Genomic DNA, 9,334 nt, shown 5'->3' with positions numbered 1-9,334 from the left:
CCCTTCTGTGAGATTTCCGCGTCGACTGACTCCACAGCCATTTTCCCGGCATGTGCCGGTGCATAGGCCTTCCATGAGGAAATTTCCCCCTTGCGGCTCTGGCGTGTGGCTGTGGTGACATGCAGGGTCTGCCCGATCGCCTGATAAATGACAGATGGCGGCAGACGGAGCGCTGTACCGATCCCGGCAGCCACGGATGGCCCAAGATGCGCAACATGGTCAATCTTGTGCTTGTGGAGACAGATCGCACGGGCCAGATCAATCTGGATTTCATAGCCCGTTGCAATCCCGCGGATCAGGTCCGCACCGCTCCGGTTGCACTGCTGCGCTACGGCCAGAATACCGGGAATATTGTCCCCGGGGTGGGAGTATTCAGCCGCCAGAAAGGTGTCATGAAAATCAAGCTCCCGCACGGCCGTTCCATTGGCCCATGCTGCCCATTCCGCATGAACCCGCACATCCGGCCCCATGCCAAAAACGGTCGCCCCGCCCGGCCTGCGGTGCGCCAGAGCCTCTGCACGCGCACTGGTGACAGAATGCCTGTTGACCGACGCCATGGCGACGGCTGCATTATCAATCATCCGGTTGATAATCATCTCGGCCACAGCCTCTTCAACCCCGACCGGGTCAGCCGCAACCTGCGCAATTTTCCAGGCTAACTGGTTGGCGCAGGTCAGTCTGTCGCTTTCCGGATGAACGCGGACTGCATGGTTTTGCATCGTTTGGTTCCTTGCCATCTTGTGATCTGGAAGAAACATTCGCAGACTGTCGCAGAGAGCGTCAGAGGAATAAGAGTAGAAAGAAGCAAACGAATTTGCACCAGTTGCAAAGTCTGTGAAGGTCAGCAGGGATGCCAAGAACAAAAACAAAACTCTTTGCCGGAAACCGATTACAACATCTGCGTAAGCGGGAGGGGCTGACTCAGGCTGCCATGGCCGGGCAGATTGGCATTTCCCTGAGCTATCTCAACCAGCTTGAACGCAACCACCGCCCCCTGCCGCCGCGGCTTTTACAGAGTTTGTGTGAACGCTTTGACCTGACCCCTGCATGGTTCAGTGACACACGGGAGGCGCACACCATACAGGCGCTCCGTGAGACGATGGCGGACCCTGTTTTCAAAAACACGCCTCTCCCCTTCGCAAAAATGACGGAAGCGGCCAACCTGAACCCGGACTTATGCAAAGCCTTTCTTGCGCTATATCGGGCCTACAGTTTCAATCTGGAACGAGACAGCAATACCGCAGAGCCTCTCGCTCCAGAGCCGTATGAAGCCGTTGGCAACTGGGTGCAGGAACATAAAAACTATTTCCATGAACTTGATAGAGCGGCGGAGGAATTTTACGAATTTCTTTCCCCCGGAGAAGATCACCCTGAAGATGCGCTGGTCCGCCATCTTTAAGCCAAGCATGGTCTCCAGATTGTCCAAAGCCCCGAGATGGAGAGTAAAGGGCTCGTCTGGCGTATTGACCAGTATAAACGGACCATCTACCTGCCTCATAACCAGCCACATGAAACACATTGTTTTTTCTGGCGCAGATTATTGGCCAGTTGGAGCAAAGCCACCTGATAAGCCAAATTCTGCGGCGTGAAGGCCCCAGAGACCATAACGCGCAGGAGCTTGCCCGCGTATATCTCAGCAATTACTTTGCCGGGGCGCTTATTCTGCCTTACGGCAGGTTTCTGCATCAGGCCAAAATGATGCGCTATGATATTGAAAAGCTGCGCCGCTTTTTTTCTGTCAGTTTCGAGCAGGTTTGCCATCGGCTCAGTACATTGCAGCGCCCCGGCTCTGAAGGCATCGCGTTCTATTTCCTGAAACTCGATATTGCAGGCAATATTCTCAAGAGTTTTTCAGCCAATCGCTTTTCGCAAGCGCGTTTTGGTGGCCCCTGCCCGCTCTGGAACGTCTTTCGCGCCTTTGCTACGCCGGGGCAAATTCAGGTCCAGCTTTCTCAAACAACAGATGATGCAATCTATCTCAATGTTGCACGCACTGTCGGGCATGAAGGCTCAAGCTATTCAGACCGCCCTCGCCAGATTGCCATGGTGCTGGGTTGCGCCATAGCAGATGCTCCGCAAACCGTTTACGCAGCAGGCCTGAATATGGAGGACCATACACTGGTTGTGCCCATTGGCCCCGGCTGCCGGGCCTGTGGGCGGGACCAGTGCAGTCATCGGTCCCTGCCCGTTTCAGGCCGTATTCTGGATACAGGCAACCATGCGCGCGGTGTTGTTCCATATCGCGCACTGCCTGAATAAGAGTGTCTTGGTAACGCGCCACGCCTGTATCGCAGCACACAGGGCAACAGACAGGGCAGATGTTCAAGGTCTGCTCCTGTCTGCTGCATGGTGATGGTTAATGTTGAACGCGGTCAGATATTTCAACTTTGCCTGAACGGGCCAGAGTGTCCGGGTCAGTCGTCGTCAGGTTTTCATACTGTTCCGGGGCAAGCTGGCTCTCAATGCCACCAACCGGCTTGGGGTAGCGCAATCCGTCATACTGAAAACCCGCAAATGTCATGGTCTGGTCTGGCGTTGGCAGCAGTTTATCATTCCAGCCCCCGCCCAAGGCCCGCACCAGCCCGACTGTAGCTTGCAGCGCACGTGCCTGCACCTGCGCCTGCTCAATACGGGCGTCAAGCGTATTGACCTGTGCAATCAGGGCATCCAGATACCCATCGGCCCCGCCTTTATAGAGTGTCATGGTCAAGGTCTGTGCTTGCATGGCGGCATCAACCGCCTGTTTCAGGCGCGTATTTTCCACCCGCAGGCGCGCCGTCATGGAAAGACCGTTTTCTACGTCCTTGAACGCTGACAAAACTGCCATGCGGTAATGGTCACGTGTTTCACGGTAGTTTGACCACGTGCGTTGAAGCTGGGCCCGACGCAGCCCGCCTTCAAACAGCGGCATGGTTACAGAGGCCCCGTAAGACCACATGCTGTTTGCAAGGTTGGCCAGATCAAACCCGTTGGCGTCAAACCCGCCATTCGCGTTGAAGGAAACATGCGGGTAGAAGGCTGCTCGGGCAATGCCAATAGCCCGGTTGGCTTGCGCCATCTCCCGTTCCGCCACGGCAATATCCGGGCGACGTTCAAGAAGTTCCGATGGCATGCCCAGAGGAAAAACCGGCTCAGCTCCATCCTGAATGGCCACTTCAGCCAGATGAAAGGAGGATGGAGAGGCATTGACCAGCACCGCCAGAGCATGTTCCAGCACTTCGCGCTGTGCCTGCACATCCAGTTGGCGCGCCTGCGTCATGTAAAGCTGGTTTTTGGCACGCGCCACATCAATGCCGGTTGCATCCTGATTATCAAGTCGCGTCTGCGTCACCCGCAGGGCCTGCTGATAATAGCTGATAGATTGCGTATAGATTGCATTCTGGGTATCCAGTCCCCGGAGTGCGAAATAGTCGGTCGCCAGCTCAGCCTGAAGGCTGAGCCGCGCGGACGCATATTGTGCAGCCTCTGCCTGCGCATAATATTTCTGGGCCCGCACACGGTTGCGAATGGAGGACCAGATGTCCGGCTCCCAACTGGCCATGCCGCCATAGAATTCATCGGTAGCCGTAATCGGCCCTTTGTAGCGGAACAGTCTGTCAGACGAGCTTTTATTGTTGCTTGACCCAAACGCCAGAGCAAAATGCGGCAACAGGTCAGAGCGGGCTTCCATAACAATGGATCGCGCCTGAATGAAGCGCTCCGCAGCAGCCTGCAAATCCGCATTGCCCGCCATTGCCTGCGCTTCAAGCGTGTCCAGTGTCGGGTCAGCAAACAGCACCCACCAGTCAGACCTTATGATAGTCTCCTGCGGCTGTGCCTCATGAAACAACCCCTGCCCGTGCCATGAGGCCGGAACAATGAAGTGCGGCGTCTGATACGTCGGGGCCAGATCACACGCACTCAGCGCTGTGAGGGTGGCAAGAGTTGCTCCCTTGAGTATTCCATGTTTTGTCAGCACACACGCGTTCTTTCGGGCAAACGTGAAGGGATCCATCCTGAGAATGCTCATTCGTCATCCTCCTCATCACTGCTGGCGGTTGTGATATATCCTTTCTCAGGCGCGCTCAGGCGCACGGTCTGTCCTTCAAGCAAGTCTGCCGGAGGATTGTTGATAATGTGGTCTCCAGAGGAAAGGCCTGCATCAACTTCCGTATAAGCATCTGACATCCGGCCTACAGTAATAGTCTTGTAATGCGCCTTGTTCTGCGCATCGACCGTTACGACCTGCATGCCTTTCTCCTGAAACACCAGCGCGCCTGTGGGAATTGTATAAACCCCACCCTCTGCCGGAGCAGACAGGGAGACAGAGGCAAACGTACCCGGCCACAATGTCTGGTCCGCATTATCAATGGTGAATTCCGTCACGGCCGTACGGGTGTTCGGGTCATACCCTTTGGCGATGGTCAGAAAATTGGCCGTAAAGACCTTGTTGGGGTATTGCGGCACTGTCACACGGGCTTTCAGGCCCGGTTTCAGAACATAGGACAGCACTTCTGGCACGGAGACAAAAAGGCGCATCTCATGCGTATCTGCCACCGTAAAAAGTTCACTCGCGGTGCCGTTGGCGTTCATATTGCCGCTGCCAGCACCCACATAGTCACCCACGCTGATATTTCTGGCCGTTACAACACCATCAAACGGGGCAATAATGGTTTTGAACTGCTCAAGAGCATCATAATGGTCCACGTTATGCTGGGCTGCTTCCAGTGCTGCACGGGCTGACTGTTCATTAGCATTTTGAACAGAAACAGACTGTCCTGAGACGGCTTGGGATTTCCCCATGGAACGCCAGCGGTTGGCGGTTACTGTTGCCAGCCCGTATTTGGCCTGTGCAACCTGCAAGTCAGCCTTGGCCTGTGCATATTGTGCATCCAGCCCCGGTGCGTTGACCTCTGCAAGAATATCGCCTTTTTTAACCGTGGCACCATAATCCTTGTACCACATTTTCACATAACCGGAGACCTGCGCGTAAATCGGCGCCTCATACCAGGCATTGATATTGCCCGGCAGCGTCATGGAAAGTGTTGCCGGGGCGGGTTTGGGCTGAACCACAGCAACATCCGGCACGCTGGCGCGTGACGCGTCGGCACGCAGCGTGACCTCATTGTTCAGGTGCTGCACTTCCAGATAGGCCACATAACCGACAAGCACGCAGAGCAGGCAGCCGATAAAAAGACGTTTTTTTGTAAGAGCGGACATCAGACGGCCTCCTGCCCATTTTCATGACCCGCGTCAGACGGGCTCGAGTTTCTTATGTGAGAGCGATTATGAAAAATTGCGTAAACGCAAGGAACAAACAGCAGCGTTGAGACTGTCGCCAGAATAAGGCCACCGATAACCGCCTTCCCCAGCGGCGCATTCTGCGAATTGCTGGTTGCCATGGGCACCATGCCAATCACCATGGCGGAAGCCGTCATGATAACAGGGCGGATGCGGCCAAAACCGGCCTCGACTGCGGCCACAAGCGCATTGCCATGCAAGGCAAAGCGTTCCTTGGCAAAAGAGACCACAAGAATGGAGTTTGCCGTTGCAGTGCCCATGCACATGATGGCCCCCGTCAAGGCCGGGACGGACAGGCGCGTCTGCGTCAGGAACAGGCTCCAGGCAATACCCGCAAGCGCTCCCGGCAAGGCGGAAATAATAATGAAAGGATCAATCCAGGACTGGAAGTTGATAACAATCAGCATATAGATCAGCACAACGGATACAATCAGCCCGGCAACCAGTTCCATATATGCGCCATGCATGGTGACAGCCTGCCCGCGCACATCCACCACGGCTGTCTGCGGCAGGCTCTTATGGGTCTCGTCAACCACCCGCCTGACCTGTTTGAGAACAGCGTCCAGATCGCTCCCTTCCGTGGAAACATAGACGTCAATTTCCGGCATTGAATTGTAGTGAGACACCTGCCCCGGCGTGCCAGTCGGGGTTATCGTGCTGATGCTGCCAAGCAACTGCATGTCTGTGCCTTTAGGGTCACCATCTCCTTTATCGACAGGGATGGTCAGCAGGTCATTATAATGCGTTAGCTGGTCCTGCGAGACATAGACGTTCAGTGGAAAAGTAATGCCTGTTTTCGGGTCCAGCCAGTATTGCGGGTCAACCGTCTGACTGCCGGAGAGTGTCATCAATTCGTTATTGGCAATGTCCGCCTCCGTCATGCCCGTGGCCTGCCCGAACGTCCGGTTGCCTTGCACAAACAGGGTTGGCGTTTTCATTGTCTGCTGAATAACAACATCGGCCGCACCGGGTATCTCGCGCAATTTGTTCACAAGCAGACGCGCATACTGGTAATTGCTTTGCAGTTCCGGGCCGGAAATCTGGACGTCAATCGGCGCGGGAGAGCCAAAATTCAGGATCTTGTCGGTAAGGTCCGCAGGCTGAAACGTAAACGTGCTACCAGGAAATTTTTCTGACAGATCCTTCCGCAACAGCTTGCGATAGTCCCATACGGGAGATTCCTCATCATTGAGAGAAATCATCAGGTCGCAATCCTGCGTGCCGATGGAGGGCGTCGGAATAAACGCCTGATTATGCGGCCCCTCGGGCAACCCGCAGTTATTGATGATTCCAGAAACCTTTCCGGGCAGAATTTTCTCGATACGATCATCCACCAGAGAGACGATACGGCCCGTTGTTTCAATCCGCATCCCGAGCGGGGTGCGCATGTGCATCTGCATCATGCCGGATTTAACTTCGGGAAAGAAGTCCTGCCCGCTGACCAGAAATAACCCCAGAGACAGCACGGAAAACCCCAGAAACACCCCCACAAACCGCGTGCGCCGTGCAACAATGCGCTCCAGAAAAAGACCATAGGCCGCACGGAATTTATGGAAAGCGTGTTCAAACCTGTTCTGGAAACGCCCCAGAATCCCTTTGGGCAATGCAAGATGCTCATCGCTATGCAAGCCCGGATGCACCTGCCCGGCTAGCAGATATTTGGCCATGGTCGGCACCAGTGTGCGCGACAGGATAAAGGACGCCAGCATGGCATAGACAATGGCTTCCGCCATGGGCATGAACAGCCAGCCCGCAACGCCGCTCAACCGGAAAAGGGGTGTCCAGACAATGCAGATACACAAGGTTGAAACAAGTGTTGGCACCACAATCTGGTTGGCGGCATCAATAATGGCGGGCTCCAGTTCCTTGCCTTCCTCAAGGTGGGTGTCGATATTCTCAATCATGACAGTCGCGTCATCCACCAGAATACCGACTGCGAGTGCAAGCCCGCCAAGCGTCATGACGTTAATGGTCTGGCCTGACAGCAACAGACAGATGATAGCGGAGAGAATGGCCAGTGGAATGGAGGTGGCAATAATCAGCGTAGACCGCCATGATCCCAAAAAGAGCAAAACCACAAGCCCGGTCAGCACTGCCGCTGTGACCATCTCCCGCACAACGTCCTTGATGGCATCTTTCACAAAAACAGAAGCGTCATTCAGAATGGAAATATGGACATCAGGAGGAACAAGCTTCTGAATACGAGGGAGAAGTTCCTTGGTGCGTGCCACAACATCCAGTGTTGAGGCATCGCCACTTTTCATGACGACAACTTCCACACCTTGCCGCCCCTTGACCAGCACAAGATTGGTCTGTGGATGCCCGCCGCGGTAAACCTGTGCCACATCATGCACATAAATAACGGCATTCCCGACACGTTTGACAGGAATATCCCCCAGTTCCTTCATGGAGCGCGGGGTGGCGTTGGTCTGCACCATCCAGTCCGTAGTCGCAATTTTCTGGTCCCCTGCCGGGAGGACAATGTTCTGTTTCCGCAAGGCATTCTGCACATCCATTGCGGAAAGGTGGTGCGCCTGTAACTGCTTCTGGTTCAGGGCCACCATAATAAAGCTGTCCATACCGCCATATGGATGCGGCAGAACCGCGCCGGGCACTGTCACCAGAACCGGCCGGATACGGGTCATGGCAATTTTATACAGGTCAGAGGGTGTCTGCTTTTCAGACGTAATTTGCAGAGCCAGAACCGGAACAGATGATGCCTCCAGTTTCATCACCATCGGTGCAGGGATGTTATCTGGCAACTGCTTGATAACTGTCTGAGAAATAGCAGTAACTTCTGCCTCAGCCTCTCCTATATCCGTGCCGGGCTGAAAATAGATATTGACGATGCTCCTGCCGTAATAAGAGCTGCTTTCCATATGTTCGATACCCTCCACAGTGGAGGTTACGGCTAGCTCATAATTATAGGTAATACGGCCAGCAAACTCCTCGGGCAGCATCCCGCCATATGTCCACACCACGGAGACGACAGGAATCCGGATATTCGGAAACACATCTGTCGGAGCTTTGAAAAGGGACAGCACACCAAAAGCGAGAATAAGCAGAGACAATACAATAAATGTGTAAGGTCGCTTCAGCGCCGTCACGACGATGGCGTTCATGCGTTTCCTTCCTTGCTGAAGTCAGTGAAATTCAGCACAAGATAGAATTATGGTTATGCGTAAATCTTTTAAAAAAAATATTATTCTGGTATATAATTTTTTAATAATTTAAAGTTTAAGATTTACAATATTTGTTTACTGCCAAGTTTATTTTTAAGTTTTCACAAGATTTAATTTTTAGCGCTCTTTTGTCACGCTCTTGGCTTCTGTGGCTGTTCTTGATGAGAACACCCGTCATCTCTCTCATCCAAGCCTAACAATCATGCAGAGCTAGCCATCAAAGCTCGGGTCCTATGAGTTTCCATGCCCGGGCAGAGATCAGACGGTTCTCAGCAACGCGATATGAGCATGGGCAAAGACCATTGAAATTACCGAGCATGTTATCTGCACTCTATAACGTGCAGGGCAGGCTCTTTAACCTGCCCTCGACCGACAGGAGTGCTTGGAACAAGCCACTCTATCTATCGGGCATCGTCGCGCTGCTTGGTGCTTGGGCAAGCATGACAGGTGCATTGTTAGCCTCTGAGTTATTCAACAGGGCGGGGACCGACCGCGCTCACGGTCAGGCCATTGCCGCCACCCTGCCGGGACAGAGTTTTTTGTAATCGCTATCTTGCGCGGTTTATTGATGCAGTCCTGACAGTTAGCCCGATAGCTGGAGACCCGCAAAAACCGGGTAATTTCTGGCGAAGCGGGCTGGCTTGATGACGTCGAGGTTTGCGGGGCGCACCAAGGGCATCGTTCGGACCGATATCCACGATGTCCGGAGTTGATTCCGCCGGTTTTGCCGACTTGCAGACAGGGTCAGCCTGCGGTTTCTAGACGCTCGTGGAAGATCAGCCGATTGAAGTTGTAGGCCAGGTTGCAAAGGGTCAGTTTCGCCTCAGCGCGGGCGAGGCCGATGGTGCGGATGAACAGGTTGAACCGGTTTT

5 protein-coding genes and 1 pseudogene are annotated in these 9,334 nt (G+C 54.1%); 2 read left to right on the top strand and 4 right to left on the bottom strand.

The window, feature by feature from the left end:
- A partial coding sequence (locus AD928_RS01320) for an MmgE/PrpD family protein (protein WP_167347330.1) occupies positions 1 to 719 on the bottom strand: 719 nt, incomplete at its 3' end.
- Positions 720 to 850: 131 nt separating this feature from the next.
- Between AD928_RS01320 and AD928_RS01315 the strand changes: the two are divergent.
- Positions 851 to 2,259, top strand: a pseudogene (locus AD928_RS01315) (helix-turn-helix domain-containing protein).
- A gap of 97 nt (positions 2,260 to 2,356) precedes the next feature.
- Here the strand turns inward: AD928_RS01315 and AD928_RS01310 are convergent.
- From AD928_RS01310 to AD928_RS01300, 3 genes are read right to left on the bottom strand one after another with little or no spacing between them, the layout of a single operon-like run.
- Complete coding sequence (locus AD928_RS01310) at positions 2,357 to 4,009, bottom strand: efflux transporter outer membrane subunit (protein ID WP_231866461.1); 1,653 nt, start codon at positions 4,007 to 4,009, stop codon at positions 2,357 to 2,359.
- Complete coding sequence (locus AD928_RS01305; protein ID WP_061490500.1) at positions 4,006 to 5,199, bottom strand: efflux RND transporter periplasmic adaptor subunit; 1,194 nt, start codon at positions 5,197 to 5,199, stop codon at positions 4,006 to 4,008. The genes AD928_RS01310 and AD928_RS01305 overlap by 4 nt, the downstream gene beginning before the upstream one ends.
- Positions 5,199 to 8,402 (bottom strand): efflux RND transporter permease subunit, encoded by a 3,204-nt coding sequence (locus AD928_RS01300; RefSeq protein WP_062247620.1) that lies wholly within the window; start codon positions 8,400 to 8,402, stop codon positions 5,199 to 5,201. The genes AD928_RS01305 and AD928_RS01300 overlap by 1 nt, the downstream gene beginning before the upstream one ends.
- Positions 8,403 to 8,695: 293 nt before the next feature.
- On the opposite strand from AD928_RS01300, the gene AD928_RS01295 reads away from it, so the two are divergent.
- Positions 8,696 to 9,007: a hypothetical protein gene (locus AD928_RS01295; protein WP_061499190.1), complete on the top strand. Its 312-nt coding sequence runs from the start codon at positions 8,696 to 8,698 to the stop codon at positions 9,005 to 9,007.
- The last annotated feature ends 327 nt before the right edge of the window (positions 9,008 to 9,334 follow it).

The organism is Acetobacter cerevisiae, from assembly GCF_001580535.1.
Lineage (GTDB): Bacteria > Pseudomonadota > Alphaproteobacteria > Acetobacterales > Acetobacteraceae > Acetobacter > Acetobacter cerevisiae.
The sequence above is the reverse complement of the archived record's forward strand: the minus strand, read 5'-3'. Positions and strand labels throughout refer to the sequence as shown.

Excerpts from the sequence above, each read along its gene's own strand:
- AD928_RS01310 (WP_231866461.1), bottom strand. The coding sequence starts at position 4,009 with ATGAGCATTCTCAGGATGGATCCCTTCACGTTTGCCCGAAAGAACGCG.
- AD928_RS01305 (WP_061490500.1), bottom strand. The coding sequence starts at position 5,199 with ATGTCCGCTCTTACAAAAAAACGTCTTTTTATCGGCTGCCTGCTCTGC.
- AD928_RS01300 (WP_062247620.1), bottom strand. The coding sequence starts at position 8,402 with ATGAACGCCATCGTCGTGACGGCGCTGAAGCGACCTTACACATTTATT.
- AD928_RS01295 (WP_061499190.1), top strand. The coding sequence starts at position 8,696 with ATGAGTTTCCATGCCCGGGCAGAGATCAGACGGTTCTCAGCAACGCGA.